The 19,668-nt window shown below is 66.8% G+C and carries 16 protein-coding genes; 11 read left to right on the top strand and 5 right to left on the bottom strand.

The genetic code is table 11. From position 1 onward, the window contains the following. The first annotated feature begins 69 nt into the window (after positions 1–69). The 7 genes from AB4Y79_RS01435 to AB4Y79_RS01405 are packed head-to-tail and all read left to right on the top strand — an operon-like array spanning position 70 to position 8,144. Positions 70–537 (top strand): hypothetical protein, encoded by a 468-nt coding sequence (locus AB4Y79_RS01435; RefSeq protein ID WP_308930102.1) that lies wholly within the window; start codon positions 70–72, stop codon positions 535–537. Further along, positions 534–1,187: a gluconate 2-dehydrogenase subunit 3 family protein gene (locus AB4Y79_RS01430; RefSeq protein ID WP_441858095.1), complete on the top strand. Its 654-nt coding sequence runs from the start codon at positions 534–536 to the stop codon at positions 1,185–1,187. The genes AB4Y79_RS01435 and AB4Y79_RS01430 overlap by 4 nt, the downstream gene beginning before the upstream one ends. After that, positions 1,184–2,836, top strand: a complete 1,653-nt coding sequence (locus AB4Y79_RS01425; RefSeq protein WP_441858093.1) for a GMC family oxidoreductase — start codon at positions 1,184–1,186, stop codon at positions 2,834–2,836. The genes AB4Y79_RS01430 and AB4Y79_RS01425 overlap by 4 nt, the downstream gene beginning before the upstream one ends. 2 nt (positions 2,837–2,838) lie before the next feature. Next, entirely contained in the window at positions 2,839–4,629 is a 1,791-nt protein-coding gene (locus tag AB4Y79_RS01420) for a thiamine pyrophosphate-requiring protein (protein WP_441858091.1), read from the top strand. A 3-nt stretch (positions 4,630–4,632) separates the two neighbouring features. Next, a complete protein-coding gene (locus tag AB4Y79_RS01415; RefSeq protein ID WP_441858089.1) occupies positions 4,633–5,739 on the top strand; it encodes an enolase C-terminal domain-like protein in 1,107 nt (368 codons plus the stop codon). Between the two features lie 25 nt (positions 5,740–5,764). After that, positions 5,765–6,361, top strand: a complete 597-nt coding sequence (locus AB4Y79_RS01410) for a hypothetical protein (RefSeq protein WP_441858087.1) — start codon at positions 5,765–5,767, stop codon at positions 6,359–6,361. Then, the gene (locus AB4Y79_RS01405) at positions 6,348–8,144 is read left to right on the top strand and encodes a glycoside hydrolase family 15 protein (RefSeq protein WP_441858085.1); all 1,797 of its coding nucleotides are present in this window, start codon (positions 6,348–6,350) and stop codon (positions 8,142–8,144) included. The genes AB4Y79_RS01410 and AB4Y79_RS01405 overlap by 14 nt, the downstream gene beginning before the upstream one ends. Positions 8,145–8,258: 114 nt before the next feature. Here AB4Y79_RS01405 and AB4Y79_RS01400 read toward each other — a convergent pair whose 3' ends face one another. Further along, positions 8,259–8,555, bottom strand: a complete 297-nt coding sequence (locus AB4Y79_RS01400; RefSeq protein WP_441858083.1) for an ArsR/SmtB family transcription factor — start codon at positions 8,553–8,555, stop codon at positions 8,259–8,261. After that, positions 8,507–9,073, bottom strand: a complete 567-nt coding sequence (locus tag AB4Y79_RS01395; RefSeq protein ID WP_441858081.1) for an SRPBCC family protein — start codon at positions 9,071–9,073, stop codon at positions 8,507–8,509. Before AB4Y79_RS01395 ends, AB4Y79_RS01400 begins: the two co-directional genes overlap by 49 nt. Before the next feature lie 443 nt (positions 9,074–9,516). Between AB4Y79_RS01395 and AB4Y79_RS01390 the strand changes: the two genes are divergently transcribed. Beyond that, positions 9,517–10,791, top strand: coding sequence for a S1C family serine protease (locus tag AB4Y79_RS01390; protein WP_441858079.1), 1,275 nt, complete (start codon positions 9,517–9,519; stop codon positions 10,789–10,791). A 196-nt stretch (positions 10,792–10,987) separates the two neighbouring features. Here AB4Y79_RS01390 and AB4Y79_RS01385 read toward each other — a convergent pair whose 3' ends face one another. Further along, on the bottom strand, positions 10,988–11,197 hold the full coding sequence (locus AB4Y79_RS01385; RefSeq protein WP_441858077.1) for a hypothetical protein: 210 nt from the start codon (positions 11,195–11,197) through the stop codon (positions 10,988–10,990). A 237-nt stretch (positions 11,198–11,434) separates the two neighbouring features. Between AB4Y79_RS01385 and AB4Y79_RS01380 the strand changes: the two genes are divergently transcribed. Further along, positions 11,435–13,888: a hypothetical protein gene (locus AB4Y79_RS01380; RefSeq protein WP_441858076.1), complete on the top strand. Its 2,454-nt coding sequence runs from the start codon at positions 11,435–11,437 to the stop codon at positions 13,886–13,888. A 101-nt stretch (positions 13,889–13,989) separates the two neighbouring features. On the opposite strand, the gene AB4Y79_RS01375 is transcribed toward AB4Y79_RS01380, so the two are convergent. Beyond that, positions 13,990–16,458: a hypothetical protein gene (locus tag AB4Y79_RS01375; RefSeq protein WP_441858074.1), complete on the bottom strand. Its 2,469-nt coding sequence runs from the start codon at positions 16,456–16,458 to the stop codon at positions 13,990–13,992. A gap of 6 nt (positions 16,459–16,464) precedes the next feature. Next, positions 16,465–17,151: a peptidoglycan-binding protein gene (locus tag AB4Y79_RS01370; RefSeq protein ID WP_441858072.1), complete on the bottom strand. Its 687-nt coding sequence runs from the start codon at positions 17,149–17,151 to the stop codon at positions 16,465–16,467. A gap of 419 nt (positions 17,152–17,570) precedes the next feature. Between AB4Y79_RS01370 and AB4Y79_RS01365 the strand changes: the two genes are divergently transcribed. After that, positions 17,571–18,338: a VOC family protein gene (locus AB4Y79_RS01365; RefSeq protein WP_441858070.1), complete on the top strand. Its 768-nt coding sequence runs from the start codon at positions 17,571–17,573 to the stop codon at positions 18,336–18,338. A gap of 249 nt (positions 18,339–18,587) precedes the next feature. Continuing rightward, positions 18,588–19,652, top strand: coding sequence for a sodium:calcium antiporter (locus tag AB4Y79_RS01360; RefSeq protein ID WP_441858068.1), 1,065 nt, complete (start codon positions 18,588–18,590; stop codon positions 19,650–19,652). Positions 19,653–19,668 lie beyond the last annotated feature (16 nt).

Raw genomic sequence — 19,668 nt, 5'->3', positions numbered from 1 at the left:
ACCCACCAGTTTCCCCGGTTAGTTACCAGACTGCAAAGGTTGCGCAGCACCAGGACAATAAGGAGAACCATGAAGACCCACCAGCAGACAGACCCGGTGACAAGCACGGTCCACGGCATCGACCGGCTCATCCGGAACGTGCAGACCGGCCGGTTTGAACGCTCCCTGTCCGGCCTGACCGCGGCCGGCGCCCTGGTCACGGCGGCGGAAATCTACTTTGAGCATGACAAGGCCAGCTTCGGCAACAAGTGGATGTGGGTCCCGGTGGCGTTGGGACCGGTGGGAGCAGCCGCCGGGGTGGCAGGTGTTTTCAGCCGGCGGATGGCCAAGACCGCGCTGCCGCTGGCCAGTGCCGCCATCATCGCCAACGGGCTGCAGGGAACCTGGCTGCACCTGCGGGGCATCCGGCAGAAGCCCGGCGGTCTGTCCAACCTGCGCTACAACCTGGAGATGGGCCCGCCCTTGTTGGCACCGCTGCTGGTCACCCTGGTGGGCGGAATGGGCGTGCTGGCCTCGGTGCTCAGGCGGGAACCATGAGCAGGCTGCCCCTGGAACTGTCCGGCGGCGGCGGCCGGTACCCCGGCTTCAGCACCCTCGCCCAAGCCGGGCATTGGGACCGGACCACTGCCGCCGTCGTCGAATCCCGCCTGGGTATGCCGCCTGACATCCGTTTCTTCACCCCCGCGGAAGAGGCCGCCGCGCGGGCCCTCTTCGACCAACTGCTGGCCCAACACGGCGAACCCCGCGTGCCGGTGGTGAACTTCGTGGACGCCCGACTGGCCGAGGAGCAAACCGATGGCTGGCACTATGACAACATGCCGGGCGACGGCGAAGCGTGGCGCGTGACGCTCGCCGCCCTGGACCGCGAAGCCTGCACCGGGGGAGGCCGCACCTTCGCCCTGCTGGATCCGGAGCAGCAGGGCGCGCTCCTGCAGCACGTCTGCGATCTGCACCAGGAGCTGTGGCACGGCCTGCCGGCAGACCGGGTGTGGAGCCTGTGGACCCGGTACGCCTGCACCGCCTTCTACTCCCATCCCCTGGCATGGGACGAGATCGGCTTCGCCGGCCCGGCTTATCCGCGGGGTTACAAGAACCTGGGCGTGGACCGGCTGGAGCCGTTCGAAGTACGGGACGTCCGCCCGGATGCAGACCCGACACACGATCCAGCGCATGGGGCTGGCCGATGAACCGGGTGCGGGAGCGCAACGAATCGGCGTGGCTGCTTCCCGCCGGGCCGGGCAGCAACCCGCGCCTGCGGGAGGACATGCGGCAGTACGGCGAAACCGATGAAGTGGACATCGTCATCGTGGGCTGCGGAGCAGGCGGCGCCACATTGTTGCAGCGCCTGGCACGCGTGGGCTGGCGTGCCGTCGCGCTGGAGGCCGGCCCGTTCTGGGAACCGGAGCGCGACTGGGTCAGCGACGAAGCCGGGTCCCACCACCTGTACTGGACCGAACCGAGGGTGATCACCGGGTCAGATCCCGTGCCCCTGGGTTCGAACAACTCGGGCCGCGGCGTGGGCGGATCCATGGTCCACTTCGCCGGCTACACGCCGCGTTTCCATCCCAGCGACTTCCGGACCTTCAGTGCCGACGGGGTGGGTGCCGACTGGCCCTTGGACTACGCGGAGCTGCGGCCGTACTACGAGGACATCGAAGGGGAACTGCCTGTCGCCGGGGAAAACTGGCCCTGGGGCGATCCACATGGCTACCCGCACCGGCCGCATCCGGTATCAGGCAACGGCGAACTGTTCCTGCGCGGCGCCAACGCCTGCGGCATCACGGCGAAGGTGGGTCCGGTGGCCATTGCCAACGGCAGGTTCGGGAACCGGCCGCACTGCATCTACCGCGGCTTCTGCCTCCAGGGCTGCAAGGTCAACGCCAAGGCATCCCCGCTGATCACCCATGTGCCGGATGCCCTCGCGCACGGCGCGGAGATCCGGGCCGACTCCATGGCCACCCGCATCGGTTTTGACGAACGCACGGGGCGCGCCACCGGCGTCGAATACGTCCACGGGGGCGTCGCGAAGTTCCAGCGGGCCCGGATGGTGGCCGTCGCCGGATACTCGATCGAAACGCCGCGGCTGCTGCTGAACTCCACGTCATCCCGGTTCCGGGACGGAATGTGCAATGACTTCGACCAGGTGGGCCGGTACCTGATGGTCCAGGGCGCGCCGCAAACGGCGGGACGTTTCCAGTCCGAGGTGCGGATGTGGAAGGCCCCTCCCCCGGAGGTCAGCACGGAGGAGTTCTACGAAACCGACCGGACCAAGCCCTACAAGCGGGGATTCTCCATCCAGAGCGTGTCTCCGCTGCCGATTACCTGGGCGGAGCACGTTGCCGCCCAGGGGCACTGGGGCCCTGCCCTCCGCCGCTACATGAGCGACTACCCGCACTGGGCCTGCCTGGGCGCGCTGTGCGAGTTCCTCCCCCTCGAGGAGAACCGGGTGACCCTGGCGGATGAGACGGACCGCCACGGTATCCCGGTGGCCCGGTTCAGCTACAGCCAGTGCAGCAACGACCGGCAGCTGATGTCCGCCGCACAGCAGGTCATGGAGGAAATCCTGACGGCGGCAGGGGCGGAGGAGGTCATCACCATCAACCGCTACGCGCACCTGGTGGGCGGAGCACGGATGGCCGCCACCGAGGATGCGGGCGTGGTGGACAGGAACCTCCGCAGTTTCGCTGTACCCAACCTCCTGGTCACCGACGGCAGCGTCCTGCCCACCCAGGGCAGCGCCAACCCGGCCCTGACCATCATGGCGCTGGCGGCCCGCGCCGCCCGCGTCCTGGTCCAAGGCGCCCGCAGCGGCGCCCCGAGCGCAAAGGAAGACTGATCATGGCAACCACAGTGGCCGACTACCTGCTCTCCCGCCTGGGTGAGTGGGGCGTGGACAAAGTCTTCGGGTTCCCCGGAGACGGCATCAACGGCATCCTCGCCGCCTTTGGCAAGGCGGACAACCAGCCGAAATTCATCCAGGCCCGGCACGAGGAGATGGCGGCGTTCGAGGCCGTGGGCTACGCCAAGTTCGGCGGCCGGGTGGCGGTCTGCATGGCCACCTCCGGGCCGGGGGCGATCCACCTGCTCAACGGCCTCTACGACGCCAAGCTGGACCACGTCCCGGTGGTGGCCGTCGTCGGCCAGACCGCCCGCAGTGCCATGGGCGGCTCCTACCAGCAGGAGGTTGACCTGCTGACCCTCTTCAAGGATGTGGCTTCCGACTACGTCCAGATGGTCACCGTTCCGCAGCAGCTGCCCAACGTCATCGACCGCGCCATCCGGATCGCCGTCGCCCAGCAGGCGCCCACCGCCGTGATCATTCCGGCCGACGTGCAGGAACTCGAATACGCCGGCCCCACCCATGAGTTCAAGATGGTCCCCTCCAGCGTCGGCGTCCAGTGGCCGGACATCCAGCCGCACAGTGCGGCGATCCGCGGCGCGGCCCAGCTCCTGAACGAAGGCTCCAAGGTGGCCATCCTGATCGGACAGGGTGCCCGCGGCGCAGCGGCAGAGGTCAAGGAGGTGGCCGAACTGCTCGGCGCGGGCGTGGCCAAGGCCCTGCTCGGCAAGGACTCCCTTCCGGATGACCTGCCCTACGTCACCGGGTCCATCGGGCTGTTGGGCACCCGGCCCAGCTACGAGATGATGCGGGACTGCGACACCCTGCTCACGGTGGGGTCCAGCTTCCCCTACACGCAGTTCCTGCCCGAACCGGGGCAGGCCCGCGGCGTGCAGATCGACGTAGACCCCAAAATGATCGGCCTGCGCTACGGCAACGAATTCAACATCGTGGCCGACGCCGGCACCGCCCTGCGCGCCCTGATCCCGCACCTGGACCGCAAGCAGGACCGGTCCTGGCGGGAGAATTTGGAGTCAAACATCAGCCGCTGGTGGGAAACCATGCATGACGAGGCCATGGTCAGCGCCAACCCTGTCAACCCCATGCGGCTGTTCGCGGAGCTCTCCACCCGGCTGCCCGCGGACGCTATGCTGAGCGCCGATTCGGGCTCGTCAGCGAACTGGTACGCCCGGCAGCTGAAGTTCCGGGACGGCGTCCGGGGTTCGCTGTCCGGCAACCTGGCCACCATGGGTCCTGGCGTCCCGTACGCGATCGGCGCCAAATTCGCCCACCCCGGCCGGCCCGCCATCGCGTTCGCCGGTGATGGTGCGATGCAGATGAACGGGCTGGCGGAGCTCATCACAGTGAAGCACTACTGGCGCGAGTGGGAGGACCCGCGGCTGGTGGTGGCCGTCCTGCACAACAACGACCTGAACCAGGTCACCTGGGAAATGCGCGCCATGGGCGGGGTGCCTGCCTTCCGCGAGTCCCAGGCCCTGCCCGACGTCGACTACGCAGGTTTCGCGGAAAGCCTGGGGCTGCAGGGCATCCACGTGGAAGATCCCGACGACGTCGGGCCGGCCTGGGAGAAGGCCCTCGCCGCTGACCGGCCCACACTTTTGGACGTCCGCACCGATCCCGATATTCCGCCGATCCCGCCGCACGCCACCTTTGAGCAGGCCCGGAAGACGGCAGAGGCAATGGTCAAGGGCGACGACAGCGCCTGGGGCGTGGTGAAGGAAGGGGTCAAGACCAAGATCCAGGAATTCCTGCCACACAAGGAGGGCTGACCCGTGTCCCCCGGCCCTGCCCCCGTCACCGCGATCAGGGCAAGTGCCTACACAGTCCCCACCGACGCACCGGAAGCGGACGGCACCTACGGCTGGGACTCCACCACCCTCGTCCTGGTGGAAGCGGACGGCGGCGGGAAGACGGGCCTGGGCTGGACCTACGCCCCGGCAGCAGCTGCAGCCCTGGTGGAGGACCTGCTGGGCCCGGCCGTCCACGGCACCGATGTCCTGGACGTGCCGGCCGCTGCTGCGGCGATGGCCCGGGCGGTGCGCAACCCGGGCCGGACCGGGCTGGCCTCCTACGCCGTGTCCGCCGTCGACTGCGCCCTCTGGGACCTGAAGGCCCGGCTGCTGGAGGTGCCGCTGCACAAACTCTTGGGCGCTGTGCGGGACAGCGTGGCGGTCTACGGCAGCGGCGGGTTCACCACCTACAACGAGGACCAGTTAAGGGGCCAACTCCAAGGCTGGGCCCTGGAACAGCACATCCCCCGCGTGAAGATAAAGATCGGCCAGGACGGCGGAACCAACGTGGCGCGGGACCTGGAGCGGATCCGCCAGGCGCGCACCGCCGTCGGGCCCGGTACCGAACTGTTCGTGGACGCCAACGGTGGCTACACCGCCAAGCAGGCAGTTCGGGTGATGCGGGAGGTGGAAGCTGAGCACGTCACCTGGTTCGAAGAGCCCGTCTCCAGTGACGACCTCGCCGGGCTGCGGGCCGTCCGTGCCGCAGTCGACGCCGACGTGGCGGCCGGCGAGTACGGCACCGGCTTGCCCTACTTCCAGCGGATGTGCGGTGCGGACGCGGTGGACTGCCTGCAGGCGGATGTCAGCCGGTGCGGCGGGATCAGCGAATGGCTGCGGATCGCCGCCGTCGCCGCGGCCCACGGCCTGGAGCTCTCGGGCCACTGCGCACCCCACCTGAGTGCCGCCGTCGCCGCCGCGACGCCCAACTTCCGGCACCTGGAATGGTTCCACGACCACGTCCGGATCGAGGACCTGTTCTTTGACGGGACGCTTGACCCCGACGGCGGGCAGGTGCGGCCGCCGGACGCGCCCGGCAACGGACTGGCTTTCCGCGCCGCGGACGCCGCCCCTTACCGGGTCCGGTGACAGATGACCACGATGAAAGGAAGCCATGAGCAGCAGCCACGGCAACGTGAATCCGGCCAACGCAAAGCCGCTTGACCCGGACCCCGCAGGCCGGGATCCAAGCGCCGAGGACCCTGGCGGGAGACAGAAGGCGCTGCTGCAGTCGGTGATCTTCGAGGTCGCGCGGGGGGCCGAAGGCCGGAGCCTGGCGGACATCCGGGACATGCTGCAGTCGGGTTTCGCACGCGCCGGTGTGGCGGCACCCACCAATGCATGGCTGGACTCGGTGGCATCTGCAGCGTTCTATGGCGAGCCGTACATCATCGACCTTCCCGCCGCATTGGCAGCAGATGCGGCGGTGGCTGCACCAACTGCCGGGGTACGGGATCGCCTGGCCGCGCGGCGGGAACTGCGGAAAGAGAAGCTGCCGGCCGGGATCTTTCCGCCCGCTTCCGCGTGGGAGCTGGCTGACAGCGAGGTCACCACCCGCGCGCCGGGGCCGGCCCGAGAACCGGATAACCGCACGCCGGCCAGGCCGGGCCGCCGCCGGCTACTGCTGCCTGCGGCGGCATTGGGCGCCGCCGTCCTCCTGGCCTATTGGCGGAGGACGCGTAAACCGGGAGGTACAGATGGCAGGAATTGAAGACTATGCAATCATCGGCGACCTGCACACCGCGGCCCTGGTGGCGCGCAACGGGTCCATTGACTGGATGTGCCTGCCCAATTTCGATTCACCGGCCTGCTTTGCGGCCCTGCTCGACTCCCACGAAGCGGGGCGTTGGCGGCTGGCCCCGGCAGGGGCAGGCAACTGCACCCGGCGGCAGTACCGGCCCGGCACGCTGATCCTCGAGACGGAATGGGACACCCCGGACGGAAGCGTCAGGGTCACGGACTTCATGCCGGCACGTGGTGATTCCGTGGACGTGGTGCGGATCGTGGAAGGCCTCAAGGGACGCGTCCCCATGGAAGGGGAACTGCTGTTGCGCTTCGACTACGGCCACATTGTCCCCTGGGTCCGCCGCATGGACCACGGCATCAGTGCCATTGCCGGCCCTGACGCCGCATACCTGAGGACTCCGGCCCCGCTGAAGGGCCACCACATGCGGACCACCAGCGAGTTCACGGTCAATGCCGGAGACCGGATCCCGTTCGTCCTGCATTGGGCGCACAGCTACAAGCCCGTCCCGGACCGGACCGACCCCGAACGCGCGCTCGCCTCCACGCAGGCGTTCTGGGAGCAATGGACCGGCCGCAACACCGTCACCGGCGACTACCGGGACGCCGTTGAACGCTCCCTGATCACGCTCAAGGCTCTCACCTATGCCCCCACCGGCGGCATCGTGGCCGCTGCCACCACTTCCCTGCCCGAAGACCCCGGCGGCACCCGCAACTGGGACTACCGCTTCTGCTGGCTGCGGGACGCCACCCTGACGCTGCAGTCGCTGCTGGCCTGCGGCTACAACGAGGAAGCCGCCGCCTGGCGGGAGTGGCTGCTGCGCGCCGTCGCCGGGGATCCCGCGGACCTCCAAATCATGTACGGGCTGGACGGCACCCGCCGCCTGCCCGAGGCCGAACTTCCGTGGCTGGCCGGCTACGAGGGATCCAAACCGGTCCGCACGGGCAACGCCGCGGCGGCGCAGCTGCAGCTGGACGTTTATGGCGAGGTGCTGGACGGGCTGGCCATCACCCGTGCCGCGGACCCTGGTACCAAGGACGATTCCTGGGATATCCAGGTGGCCCTGATGGAATTCCTCGAAGGCGCGTGGGACCAGCCGGACAACGGGCTCTGGGAAATGCGCGGCCCCCGCCGAAAATTCACCCACTCCCGGGTGATGGCCTGGGTCGCGGCGGACCGGATGGTCAAAGCGGTCAGGGAATCCGGGCTTCCCGGACCCGGCGATCGCTGGGCCGCGCTGCGGAAGACGATCCACGACGACGTCATGACCAACGGCTTCGACGAACAACGCAACACATTCGTCCAGTCCTACGGGAGCACTGAACTTGACGCAAGCCTGCTGCTGATCCCCCGCGTCGGGTTCCTGCCCCGCGACCACCCCCGCGTGGCAGGAACGGTGGAGGCAATTCGACAAGGCCTCACGCAGGACGGCTTCGTCCTGCGTTACCGCCCGCACGCGAGCGACGACGGCCTGCCGGGAGGTGAGGGCGTCTTCCTTGCCTGCTCCTTCTGGCTTGCCGACGCCCTGGGGGGCATCGGGCGCCGGGACGAGGCCGTGGAGTTGTTTGAACGCCTGCTCTCGCTGCGCAACGATGTGGGGCTGCTCAGTGAGGAATGGGACCCCCGCAACAAGCGCCAGCTCGGCAATACGCCCCAGGCCTTCAGCCATTTCCCGCTCATCCACTGCGCCCTGCAGCTGCAGCACGGCCCGCACCACAGCGACACCCCCGTCCGGGCTCAGCACGCCTAAACTACTCTGAACGAGCCCCGGGTGCCACACCCGGCCCGCGTCCCGCGCCGGTCACAGCATGCACAGGAGCTGCAAAGCCAACACCTAAACCGTGGACGTCCGACGTCGGCGCCGTCAGTCCCGGGGCGCCGCGCCTTCGTCGGCACCGCGTTGGATCGCCTCGGCAATCCGCTTGATGCGCTGCAGCCTGGCGTCCCAAACGGCTGTTACGGAAGAAAGTTGCGCCACAGCCCGTTCAAGCTGGGCCCGGCTCACTTGGTAGATGCGCTCCCGGCCGGACGGCCTGGCATCCACCATCCCGGCCCGGTGCAGCACTTCAAGATGTTTGGCCACTGCCTGCCGCGTAACCGGCAGGTCCCTGCTCAGGGTGGTTGCCGTGCCGCCGCCCTCGGCAAGAAGAAGGTCGAGCATCCGCCTGCGGGTGGGGTCCCCCAACGCGGACCAAAGCTCGTCGTCGACCGCGACGCTCGTCGCACCGAGACCAGCCGTGCCACATAGGTGACCAGCCGCGGCAGGAAGAAGTCCCAGCCCCGCTCGTGGTCACGGTAATTCTGCTCGAGGACGGCCGCCTCCCAGCCTTTCTCCCGGAACCCGGTCTCAGTGAAACGCAGCAGCGTTCCAGCGCCCCGGGGCTCCAGGTCAAAGGTCACCAGAAGCGAGTTGTCCGGCGTCGCCAGGTCATCGTCGTAGACCCAGCGGAAGGAGAAGCGCCGTGACGGGTGGGCTTCCACTATGGTGAGGGCCACCACCTTCGCGTCCGGTGCGGACCTGTCACCAAAAGCGATTTCGCCGCGTGAACCCGGAGTCGCTTCAAAGTCTGCTTCGTCGGGCCACCACTGGCGCAGGTGCTCGGGGTCGCTGACCACCCGGTAGACCACCTCGGGCGCCGCGTCGATGTGGATTTCCCGCTCGATAATGCCGTGTTCCATAATGTTCCCGATCTATTAGCAACCAATGGTTGCTAATAGATCGGAGGTTGCCGCCGCTTAACGCAACAAATGGTTGCTCAACTCGAAGAGGAACCAACCGGAGACGGGGCTGGCTCCCGATGATCTATGAGACCAGGAGCCAGCCCCTTTTGCGGTGCCCCCCACAAAGACCAAGGGTCCTTCCCAGCAAGGCAATAACACCGCCACTGCATATGATTCGCTATCCTGCCCACCGAAACAAGAATAAGTTCGGGCGCGCGTCACATTGAGCGCAGCCCACGACAACTGGGCCGGTTCCGCAGGACATCCCGCCGATAGGGGTAGCATCCGGGCCAGATTAGGTAGTTGATGTGCTTGTGGCCCGGTCCTGCCGTGGCTAGCGTGGGCCTACTGGACCGGTAACTGGGGGCTGGACAGGGACCACCTTGGGGGAAGGAAGCCCGATGTTCACAGCCGCCCACCGGATTATCCGCTTCGCTCCGTCGCTTGCCGTCCTGCTGTTGGCCACGGCCTGCCAGCCCCAGGCATCCCCGGGCAGTTCGTCCCCAGCCTCTGCTCCCCCGCCCGTCTCCTCCCCCTCGGCTTCCCCTGCCGCATCAACGCCCATTGCCACGGCCTCGCCGTCGCCCTCCTCGTCTCCCTCGCATGCCCCGGGTGCCGCACCACCCAGGGACTGGGCGGAAACTGTTGAGCTGGTCCATTCAGGGGTGGCGCGCCTTGCCGTAACGCTCTGCGACGGCGGCGGCGTGGGCACGGGCTTCCTGGTGGGACCCGATCTCATCATGACGGCGGCCCACGTGGCCAAGAATGAGGCAGCCATCAATGTCTCCGTTGGCGGCCAATACACATCGGCGACAGTCCTGGGCATCAACGACAACCTTGACCTGGCCCTGCTGCGGACACCGACCGCACTCACGGGGTTCAGGTTCAGCTTCGCCCGGGACCTTCCCGCACAGGGTGTTGAAGTGGCAGCACTCGGTTTCCCCTTGGACCGGGGCCTCGCCTTCACTTCGGGCCGGGTCAGCGCCCTCAACCAGGAGGTCAACCTTCCCGCCGGGACAGTCGGCGGCCTGATCCAGACGGACACGGCCATCAACCCGGGCAACAGCGGCGGCCCACTGCTCCTGATGGACGGCAGCGTTGTGGGCGTGGTCAGTTCCAAACGGGAGTGGGTCCTGGGAACACATGACCAGAATGATTACGGCGCCGAAGGCGTGGGTTACGCCGCTCCGGCACCGTCGGCAGAAGCGGCACTTTCAGATTGGGGCCGCCGCACCACGCCGCTGCCGCAGGCAAGCTGCGACAACCAGGCGCAAACGTCCAGCGGCAACATCATCACCACCAACCATTCGGACCACGAGCAGGCAGCCAAAGTCATCCAAAGCCTGCTCACCCATGGCCAGGCGATCAACCGGGCCGCCTACGACACCGCGTTTGCGGTTCTGACCCCGGAGCTGCAGGCCAGCGAGGGTGGACTGGCCAAGTGGAGCTCCGGGCTGGGAACATCCTTCTGGCGCGCCCTGACCGTCAACAGCATCAGCGGTTCCGGCAACGAATTGAACGTGGAAACAGTCCTCCGCACAGAGCAATCCGCGGCGGACGGCCCCGGCGGCCAAACGTGTTCAGACTGGGGACTCCGTTACAAGATGTCCTGGGATGGAACCATCTGGCGGATCGCGGCGGCATCCACGCCCGCAGGAGCACCCAAGGCCTGCTGACCGCGTCCGCCATTAGCTGTACTTCCGGCCAGCCGCCATGGCTGTTCGCCGCCGGATACTGACGGTACGTATTTCTGCTCGGATATCCAGGTGGGAGCCCGGCGCCTTGGGAATGGCCGCGACGATGTAAGGCCCGGTAGCCGGAACCCTCCACCGTGCCAAGCAACTGCACGCCGTGGGTTTGGGTCATCCTGGCTTACTGCTGCAGGTTGGACTGCTGGCCGGCTGTGGCGTTGGCCGCGCCGTCGGTGTGCTGCGAAATGGTGGCAAGGGCGGCCACCAAGCCAATGGCATCACGGAGACGCTCCTGACCGGCGACACCGCAACCAAGGTGACGGACGCAGCCCTGGCGACCCGACCCCGGTGCCACCATCCAGCGCGTGGAGAACGACGCAGAGGGCGCCACCTAGGTACTAACTGGGGACATCTGCCGGTCAGCACAGAGTACCCGCTACAAAACTTCGAGTACTTACTACTCATGACGGGTCAGGAATCCTGCCAATAGGCTCTGCAGACCGGCCACGACCTGTGTGCTGATAGACGCTGGGGTTTGTGCCCGGAACGCGACCGGATAAGAACTGCTGCCGGCCTGCTCTTACGTGACCGGCTTTGGGGTAATCCGATCAAGCGCGGGAGAGCTGTGATGAAGATTAAGCGTTCTGTTAGTTGGCTGGCCCAGTTACTGGCCCTGGCCGCCGTCCTTACCGCAACGGTCCTGGCCGCTCCAGGCAATGCGGCGGCGGACAGCACTTACGGGCATCCGAGTATCAACTACGCGGGTGCGGGAAACCCTCCTACCGCGGACAAGCCCCAGAGCAAGCTGTGGTGGAATGACGGGTCCTGGTGGGCGGATATGTGGACCACCGGCAGCGGATGGCATATCTACCGCCTGGATCGCGGCACAGAGACCTGGGTTGACACCGGCCTGCTGAATGACAGCCGCACCAATACCCTGGCCGACACCCTATGGGACGGCACCCACCTGTACATTGCCTCCCATGTGGTCACGGTAGCCACAGAGGCGGTGCCGCAGGCTTCGGTTCCCAATAAGCCTGCATACCTCTACCGGTACAGCTACGCCGGCGGCAAGTACACGCTGGACAGTGGGTTCCCGTCAGTTATCGCCGCCAACAGCAGCGAGTCCATGACAATCGATCGGGACAGCACCGGTACCATTTGGGCTACCTGGACGGAGGTGGCCGGTGATTCAACCAACGGCTTCACCAGCACGGTGTACGTCAACAACTCAGCTCCCGGGGGAAACAGCTGGTCCACGCCGTTTGTGTTGCCCGTGGCCAACCCGCACCCGGCAGCCGATGACATTTCCTCGGTGGTCGCTTACGGGAACAAGAAGATCGGGGTGATGTGGACCGATCAGCTCACCGGGTCCGTCTGGTGGGCTACGCGTACCGACGGAACTGCTCCGGCAGCGTCGTCTTCATGGAAGGTGCAGTCGGCCGCCAAGGGCAACGGCCTGGCCGATGACCACCTGAACCTGAAGTCACTGCAGGCAGACTCGACCGGGCGCGTGTTCGCGGCAGTGAAGACCAGCCTCGACCAGGTTTCGTCCGATCCCAAGCTTCCACAACTCCTGATGCTCGTCTTCAAGCCGGGCACCGGGGCCTTCACGCAGACCACCATTGCCACCCTGGGCGATTGCGTGACGCGCCCGCAAGTGGTGCTGGACCCGGAAAACAACCTCGTGCATGTCTTTCAAACAGCACCGGCCGCCTCCGTCAGCGGATGCTCCTTCACAGGGGAAGCGGGCAGCATTTACGAAAAGACCGCGTCCATGGACAATCCAGTGTTCGGGGCAGGCCGCGGTACTCCCGTTATCCAGGACCCTACGTCTCCCAACATGAACAACGTGACCACGAGCAAGCAGCCGGTCACCAGTGCATCAGGCCTGGTAATCCTGGCCAGCGATGACGTGGCCAAACGCTACTGGTTCGCCGACAGGCCGCTCACCGTTGCTCCTGCCCCCACTGTCCCCGGAGCGTTCGTCCCCGTTGCCCCCGCCCGGCTCCTGGACACGCGCAACACCGCACCTGTGGGCTCGTTCTCCTCGGTATCGTTCCAGGCCGCTGGTGTGGCGGGGGTACCCGCAAAAGTCTCGGCGGTGGTCTTCAACCTCACCGTGACCCGGCCGACGTCGTTCGGGCACATCATCGCCTACGCCTCCGGCACCCCGGTCCCGGTCACCTCCAACGAAAACTTCAACGCCGGAGACACCATCCCGAACAATGTCACCGTCCCCGTCGGGGCCGACGGCAAGGTCACCCTGCAGAACAACTCGCCGGGTACTACCGACCTGATCGCCGACATCGCCGGCTACTACATCGCTGGAAGTCCGACAGTTCCGGGAGCGTTCGTCCCCGTTGCCCCCACCCGGCTCCTGGACACCCGCAGCACCGCTCCGGTGGGCTCATTCTCAACGATCTCGTTCCAGGCCGCTGGTGTGGCAGGGGTACCCGCGAAGGTGTCGGCGGTGGTCTTCAACCTCACCGTGACCCGGCCGACGTCCTATGGACACATCATCGCCTATGCCTCCGGCACCCCCGTCCCGGTCACATCCAACGAAAACTTCAACGCCGGAGACACCATCCCGAACAGCATCACCGTCCCCGTCGGGGCTGACGGCAAGATCACCTTGCGGAACAACTCACCCGGCACCACGGACCTGATCGCCGACATTGCCGGCTACTACATTGCCGGAACCCCGACAGTTCCGGGCGCGTTCGTACCCGTTGCCCCCACCCGGCTCCTGGACACCCGCAACACCGCCCCGGCGGGCTCGTTCTCCCCGGTTTCCTTCCAAGCCTCGGGAGTTGCCGGAGTCCCTGCGAAAGTTTCGGCGATCGTCTTCAACCTCACGGTGACCCGCCCACAGTCCTACGGACACATCATTGCCTGGGCGTCCGGAACTCCAGTCCCGGTGACGTCCAACGTGAACTTCAGCGCCGGGCAGACCATCCCGAACAACGTCACCGTCCCCGTCGGGGCCGATAACAAGATCGCCCTGCAGAACAACTCACCCGGCACCACGGACCTGATCGCCGATATCTCGGGCTACTTCATCGCCGGGGCCACGCAGTAGGGCCGGCTGACCCGGGCGCGCAGTAACCCAACAGGAAACCCATTGAGCCCGGCACCCTTTTCACAAGGGTGCCGGGCTCAAAGGTGCAACCGGCCCAGTGGTCAGCCCGCGCTGGAGGTGGGCGCCGGAACAGGCGTGGTGCCAACCCCGGAATCCGCGGTGGGTGCCGGCGTCCCATAGTCAACGGACGACGTCGGCTGCCCGCCTTCCACGTACTGGCCCGCCGGCGCGGTGGCCGCCCCGGCCCCTGCCGGGGCAGGTGCGAAGGTTTCGCCAGGTGCCGTCGCGGGAACTGCTGTCGGACCGCCCTGCACCGCTGAGGTGGTGGGGCCTGGAGTCGGGCCACCGCCCGTGCCCGCGGTGGCCGGGGATGTTGCCACCGAGGTCCCTCCGGCTACTGAATTCCCTTTGACGATGGCAGTGATCTGCTCCTTGTACCCGTTCAGCGTCGCCTGGATCTCAGAGAGCGGCACGTCCTGGATATGCTTCCCATACTCCGCGATCTGCGCCCACAAGGCCTCGAGTTGCTGCTTGCCGGCCGCGTCCAGCGGACCGTCGAGCGTGAGGACCAACTGGCTCGCCAGCGCATAGGTCAGGCAGTCCAGGCAGTTGTAGTTGGCGGCCGCGGAGAGGTTCTGCGGCACGATGACATCGGCCTGGCCCACCACCAACACCACTTGGAAACCGACGGCCACCGCCGCGCACCCCGTGCAGTTGGCGAACGCGTACGCCTCGTTGGTGCTGGTCACGGGCTCCCCGTCCTCGGCCCACACCAGCGCGAACGCCACACTGTAGGCCACGGAGCCGTCGGTGGTGTTGACGGCGAGCGCCTGGTTTCCGTCGGCGGCCGGCGCTGCGGGCCGGTCGAACGGGAAGACCCAGGACGGTGCGGACGCGGGAGTGGCCCAGCCGGAAGCGCCGCTGGAAGATGCACCGGGCAAGGATGCGGCAACGGGTACCAGCACCATGCTCAGCTGCGGGTTGTCCCGCGTGGGCTTGGCGGCTCCGGCCGGCCACAACGCAATGGTCCGTCCGGCACCGCCCTGCCGCAACGCCCCGTCGTCGCGAACGGGAAGAATGACCCGGGCGGCGTCGCCCAACGTCCCGCGTTCGTACGCCTGCACCGGACGGTACGTCCCGCCGTCGGGCCACCATGCCCAGGCCAGCCCGGCAAGCAGGACGGCCACGGCACCCATGGCGACGGTCCGCTGGACCAGCTTGCCGCGGGTCTTCTGCCACAGGCCCGTCACCAGCTGCCGCAGCAGCCGGACCACGATGTACAGCACGCCCAGGACCGGGACGGCCACCACCACCATGGCCAGCGCCCGCACGGCCACGCCCGCGAAATCCCCGGCGGACAGGCTCGCGGCCAGCTGTTCCTGCTGCTTGCCGGCGCTGGCCCATCCCGTGGCCAGCAGCCGCGGCAGGGACAGCACCATCATCACCATGCTGAAGAGCAGCACCGGCACGGTGACCAGGACCCAGACAGTGACGACGGCGCGCGCCCAAGGCTTGAGCACTTTGCTCTCCGGGTTGCCCCACCGCCACGGCAGGATCCCCAGGAGGGTGGGTTTGATCCGCTGGAAGAGGTCGGGCACACCCGTGGCGTCCGCGAGGATGTGGTAGCCGTCGTACTTGACCAGCGGGATCAGCTGGCGGACCATCTGCAGGATCTGGGTGACCACCACCAGCAGCAGCGCGTCGAAGCCGGTGGCCCACCACAGTGCCATGATGGCCACCGCCACGATCGCGTTGAAGTATAGGCCGCCCAGGTCGGTGCGTATCCTGCCGCCGCGGCCCAGCCGGTAGGAGTCGGTGACGTCGGTGAAGAACGCCGGCCACAAGAGGTACAGCCCGGCGCCCATGGCCCCGGGGGTTGCGCCGCCCTTGCGGGTGGCCGCGGCGTGGCCGAATTCATGGAAGCCGGCGGAGAGGATGGTGACGGCGAGGATCAGCAACAGGAGGGCGGGCTGGGCAAACGCCTCGTGGGTGGCCGAGCCCAGGCCCTTGACCATGAGCACCCACCAGCAGGCCGCCAGGAACGCCGCGGTCACGGCCACCACGATCAGCGGGTTGAACAGGACAGCGAACGGCGCGGTGATCCTGCGGGTCCGTTCGGGATCCGTCACGATGTAGCGGAACCGCAGGCCCAGCAGCGGGTTGGACTTCTTGACCTCGGGCTGGCTGCCGTCGGCAAGCCGGAGCAGGCCCATCGGGAGCAGCTGCGAATCCATCAGGGTGCGGACGTTCTCCGCGCTCACCAGCCGCCCGGACCCCTCACTGGCATGCCGGGCGATTCCTTTAAGGTCCCGCGTCCCGTCCGCCGCTTCCAGCACCAGGTACAGCAACCGGGTGAGCTGGAGGGTCTGGCCGTCGCCGCGGCGCACCAGGGCGGGCGGCTCCCGGTAGCCGGAGCCCTCCGCCGTGCCAAGCAGCTGCACGCCGTCGGCCCGGGCTGGAAGGTGGGCTCCCGGCGTCGTAATTCCGTGGCCGGTCGCTTCCTGGGCGAAAGTGGCGCGTGACGACGGCGGGCCCGCCTCGGGAGGCGGCCCGCCGTGGGTTTGGGTCATCTTCGCTTACTGCTGCAGGTTGGACGTCTGGCCGGCTGTGGCGTCCGCGGCGCCGTCGATGTGCTGCGAAATGGTGGCGCTCTGGTCCGAGATGGCGTAGGCCTGGCTGTCGATGGAACCGATGTTCGCGGCAACGGCTGCATCGATGGGGGCGGCCACGTTGGCGTTCGCGGCCACGGCACCGTTGATCGGTGCGGCGATGGCGGCGTCTGCATCCAGGTTCACGTCCACGTTCAACAGGTTGCCGTTCAGCGCGCCCGCGGCGTCGGTGACGCCACCGGTGCTCGTGGGGGCCGGTGCTGTTCCGGTGGTTCCATCCGTGGTGCCGGTGCCCGTGTCGGTGGTGCCGGTGTCGGTGGTGCCGGTGCTGCCGTCGCCCTGGCCGATCACGCTGTCCTGGGCGGAGTTGGCATTGGCATCGGCCACGATGCCCTGGTCAATCGCAGCATCCTGGTGCGAGAGTGCCTGCGCGTCAGAGCCGAAGGAGAGGATATTGGCCGAGGCCGCTGCGTCAATGGGAGCCGCAACGTTCGCGTTGGCGGCGACGGCCAGGTCGATGGGAGCCGCTGCGTTGATGCCCAGGTCCAGGTCCGCGTTCAGGTCCAGGACGGATGCCACTTCCTTGTCCGGCAGGGCGGTGGCCTGCTCCGACATCAGTTCTTCATCGGTAAGGGGACGCATTTCGTTGTCCATGCTTGAGAGACCTCCGGTGCGGCGCGGGTGCTCTGCCCCCAGCGGGCAGCCCGCGCCCCACAATAGTAAGCATGATTAGCAGTTTTGCGAAGACTGCGGGCACAGATCTGGGTGCACGCTGGGGACGCTCAAATTACCCTTCGACGCCCAAGCACATTTAGGCGACAGATATTCAGTACGCGGCAGGGAATGTGGGCAGCGGTATTGACGGGATGCGTCGACAATGAAGATTGGCGTCGATAATCACAGAGCATGGCCACGCCAGTTCAATGGAATGCCACCGATTTTCCTCCGCTTTTCGCAGACTGGACCGCTAGGGTGGGCCTTGCTTCCGGATGTCCCCGCTTGTACGCCAACCCGGCGGTGCAGCGGGCGGGAGTTGACGGATCAACATATTCGGAACAAGCCTTAGGAGCCCCATGCCAAAGCCCACGATTGCCCCGGGTGATCCCTGCTGGATTGACCTCATGGCCTCGGCTCCCGAACGGTCACGCGAGTTCTACACGCGACTGTTCGGCTGGACGTACGAGGAGGGCGACCAGGAGAAATACGGCGGTTACGTCACGGCGTTCGCCAATGGTATGCCCGTGGCCGGGATGATGAAGAACAGCGACGAATCCGGCTATCCCGATGTGTGGACGACGTATCTGCGCGTGGAGGACATCAACGCGACCGCCGAGGCCACCGTGGCAGCGGGTGGCCAGGTGCTCATGCCGCCCATGGAGGTTCCCGAGCAGGGGCACATGGCCATGTTCGGGGACACGGGCGGCGCGGCGGTGGGGGCCTGGCAGTTCGGCGGCCACACCGGCTTCCAGGCCGTGGGCGAACCCGGCACCCCCTACTGGCACGAACTCCACACGCGGGAATACGCGGCGTCAGTGAAGTTCTACCAGGACGTATTCGGCTGGGAGACCGACGTCATGAGCGACACCGAGGACTTTCGCTACACCACGCTCGGATCCGGCGAGTCGTCCCGCGCCGGCATCATGGACGCTTCGCATTACCTGCCGGAGGGTGTGCCGTCGAATTGGCAGGTGTACTTTGCGATCGAGAACACCGATGCGGGAGTGGACATTGCCACGTCATTGGGCGGCCAGGTGATCCATCCTGCCGAAGATACGCCGTTTGGCCGCATTGCAGCCCTGACCGATCCCACCGGCGCACTGTTCAGGATCGCCCAGCGGTAGGTTCCCGGGCTCCCACATTTGGTCCCGCCCGCTCATCGGCGACGCGCAGATTACCCTTCGACGCGCAGGTTCATTAACGCGACAAATATTCAGTACGCGTCAGGGAACCTGCGCGTCGAAAATGCGGGTCAGCGTCGCTGTTGGGTCTGCGCGTCGGAAATGCAGGTGAGCGGCGGAAATGTGGGTACGCATCAAAGATGGGGGTTTGCGTCAATCGGTTGAACGTAGCCAAGAGGAAAGGAAACCGGGTTGGAATCACTGCCCCTAGCAGTCCTCCTGTTGATATTTGCCGCCGCAGCGGCAGTGATCTGGGTGGCGGGGGTCCAGTTATCCAAACAGACCGACGTCCTCGATGACCGCCTGCACCTGGGGTCCGCCCTGGGCGGCCTCATCCTCCTGGCGATTGCCACAAACCTGCCCGAGATAGCCATCACGGTCTCCGCTGCCCTCTCCAACAACATCGGAGTGGCGGTGGGAAACATCCTGGGCGGCATCGCCATCCAGACCGTCGTACTGGTGGTCCTCGACGCCCTGGGCACCAAAGGCGGCGAACCGCTCAGCTACAGGGCGGCGTCCCTGACACTCGTCATCGAAGCCGTTACCGTCGTCGCCGTCCTGGGCGTGGTGATCGCGGGCAGCCAGATGCCCGGCAGCCTGGTGGCCTTCCGGCTCACGCCCGCGGCAGTGCTCATCGCGGTGATCTGGATCCTTGGCCTGATCCTTGTCCAACGCTCGCAAAAGGGCCTCCCTTGGCACGAACAGGGTGATGCCCCGGGCGCCCAGGACAAGCCCCGAGGCCACTCCAAGAAGCAGAACAGCGAGAAGAACAAGCACCTGGGCACCGGCAAGTCGGTGCTGATCTTCAGTATTGCGGCGCTGGCCACGCTGGGGTCCGGTGTGGTGCTGGAGCGCAGTGGAGATGCGATCGCCGGCCACATCGGGCTGTCGGGCGTGCTGTTCGGGGCCACGTTCCTGGCGCTGGCCACCTCTTTGCCGGAGATCTCCACAGGGCTGACGTCGGTGAAGCAGGGCGACTACAAACTCGCGTTCAGCGATATCTTCGGCGGCAACGCGTTCCTGCCTGTGCTGTTCCTGGTGGCGGTGCTGATCACCGGAAAGCCGGTGCTCCCCCAGGCCCACGCGACGGACATCTACCTCACCGCGCTGGCCATTTTGCTGACCCTCGTCTACCTGCTGGGGCTCCTCTTCCGGCCCAAAAAGAAGGTGCTGGCCATGGGGGTGGACTCCCTGGTGGTGCTGGGGCTGTACCTGCTCGGCATCGCCGGACTGTTCGCCGTCGCCACAACCTCGTAAGACCCGGTCCGGCAAC

It is taken from the genome of Pseudarthrobacter sp. YAF2 (assembly GCF_052113345.1).
Lineage (GTDB): Bacteria > Actinomycetota > Actinomycetes > Actinomycetales > Micrococcaceae > Arthrobacter.
This window is presented reverse-complemented; position numbering and strand designations above follow the sequence as displayed.

Excerpts from the sequence above, each read along its gene's own strand:
- AB4Y79_RS01435 (WP_308930102.1), top strand. The coding sequence starts at position 70 with ATGAAGACCCACCAGCAGACAGACCCGGTGACAAGCACGGTCCACGGC.
- AB4Y79_RS01405 (WP_441858085.1), top strand. The coding sequence starts at position 6,348 with ATGGCAGGAATTGAAGACTATGCAATCATCGGCGACCTGCACACCGCG.
- AB4Y79_RS01430 (WP_441858095.1), top strand. The coding sequence starts at position 534 with ATGAGCAGGCTGCCCCTGGAACTGTCCGGCGGCGGCGGCCGGTACCCC.
- AB4Y79_RS01370 (WP_441858072.1), bottom strand. The coding sequence starts at position 17,151 with ATGGACAACGAAATGCGTCCCCTTACCGATGAAGAACTGATGTCGGAG.
- AB4Y79_RS01425 (WP_441858093.1), top strand. The coding sequence starts at position 1,184 with ATGAACCGGGTGCGGGAGCGCAACGAATCGGCGTGGCTGCTTCCCGCC.
- AB4Y79_RS01375 (WP_441858074.1), bottom strand. The coding sequence starts at position 16,458 with ATGACCCAAACCCACGGCGGGCCGCCTCCCGAGGCGGGCCCGCCGTCG.
- AB4Y79_RS01395 (WP_441858081.1), bottom strand. The coding sequence starts at position 9,073 with ATGGAACACGGCATTATCGAGCGGGAAATCCACATCGACGCGGCGCCC.
- AB4Y79_RS01410 (WP_441858087.1), top strand. The coding sequence starts at position 5,765 with ATGAGCAGCAGCCACGGCAACGTGAATCCGGCCAACGCAAAGCCGCTT.
- AB4Y79_RS01420 (WP_441858091.1), top strand. The coding sequence starts at position 2,839 with ATGGCAACCACAGTGGCCGACTACCTGCTCTCCCGCCTGGGTGAGTGG.
- AB4Y79_RS01365 (WP_441858070.1), top strand. The coding sequence starts at position 17,571 with ATGCCAAAGCCCACGATTGCCCCGGGTGATCCCTGCTGGATTGACCTC.
- AB4Y79_RS01390 (WP_441858079.1), top strand. The coding sequence starts at position 9,517 with ATGTTCACAGCCGCCCACCGGATTATCCGCTTCGCTCCGTCGCTTGCC.
- AB4Y79_RS01400 (WP_441858083.1), bottom strand. The coding sequence starts at position 8,555 with ATGCTCGACCTTCTTCTTGCCGAGGGCGGCGGCACGGCAACCACCCTG.
- AB4Y79_RS01380 (WP_441858076.1), top strand. The coding sequence starts at position 11,435 with ATGAAGATTAAGCGTTCTGTTAGTTGGCTGGCCCAGTTACTGGCCCTG.